The organism is Mesorhizobium sp. M7A.F.Ca.CA.002.05.1.1 (genome assembly GCF_003998335.1).
Taxonomy (GTDB): Bacteria; Pseudomonadota; Alphaproteobacteria; order Rhizobiales; family Rhizobiaceae; genus Mesorhizobium.
In genome coordinates this window covers 1-952 of the sequence record NZ_RZQI01001392.1, presented here as the reverse complement: position 1 = coordinate 952, position 952 = coordinate 1, and the positions used below count along the sequence as shown (strand labels likewise).

Annotated in this window: 1 protein-coding gene and 1 pseudogene; both read left to right on the top strand. The window is 62.0% G+C overall.

What is annotated here, in order from left to right:
• The first annotated feature begins 125 nt into the window (after positions 1–125).
• A complete protein-coding gene (locus EN939_RS35830) occupies positions 126–419 on the top strand; it encodes a DUF2849 domain-containing protein (protein WP_127272018.1) in 294 nt (97 codons plus the stop codon).
• Between the two features lie 43 nt (positions 420–462).
• Positions 463–952, top strand: a pseudogene (locus EN939_RS35825) (nitrite/sulfite reductase); the annotation flags it as partial.

Below are 952 nucleotides of genomic sequence, written 5' to 3'. Positions count from 1 at the left end.
CTTTCCGGCCCGGTCATGACCATCATCGGCGATGCGGTCGCCGGCGCCAATTTTGAGCGATCCGAGCCGCTGGCGGCACACAGGCATGAAGGTGCGTCCAGTTCGATCGCCGAAGGAGTTCAGCCATGAAGATACTGACCGCCAACCGCCTCACCGACGGCATTGCTGTCTGGTACGCCGATGGCGGCTGGGCGGAGACGGTGGACCATGCCGACCTCGCCGATGACAAGGCAGCGGAGGATAGGCTCGAGGCGATCGGCGCCAAGGCCTATGCCGCCAACGAAGTGGTCGACGTCAATTTGATCGACGCTGAAGTCGTCAACGGTGTCGTCCAACCGGTGCGGCTGCGCGAGAAGATCCGCGCTGCCGGCCCGACCATTCGCAACGATCTCGGCAAGCAGGCTGCGCGGGCAGCATAACCAAGACACCAGGCATGGGCGGACGCGCCCTGAAAGACCAAGCATGTACCGTTACGATGAGTTCGACCACGATTTTGTCCAAGCCCGCGTCGCCGAGTTCAGCGACCAGGTGCAGCGTCGTCTTGCCGGCGAGATCACCGAGGACCAGTTCCGGCCCTTGAGGCTGATGAACGGCGTCTATCTTCAACTGCATGCCTACATGCTGCGCATCGCGGTGCCTTACGGCACGCTGAACGGCAAGCAGTTGCGCATGCTTGGTCACATCGCCCGCAAATACGACAAAGGCTATGGCCATTTCACCACCCGCCAGAACATCCAGTTCAACTGGCCGGCGCTGTCTGATATTCCGGCGATCCTGGCGGATCTCGCAAGTGTCGAGATGCATGCCATCCAGACCAGCGGCAATTGCATTCGCAATGTCACCGCCGACCACTTCGCCGGCGCTGCCGCCGACGAAGTCGCCGATCCGCGTCCCTACGCGGAAATCCTGCGCCAATGGTCGTCGGTGCATCCGGAATTCTCGTTCCTGCCTG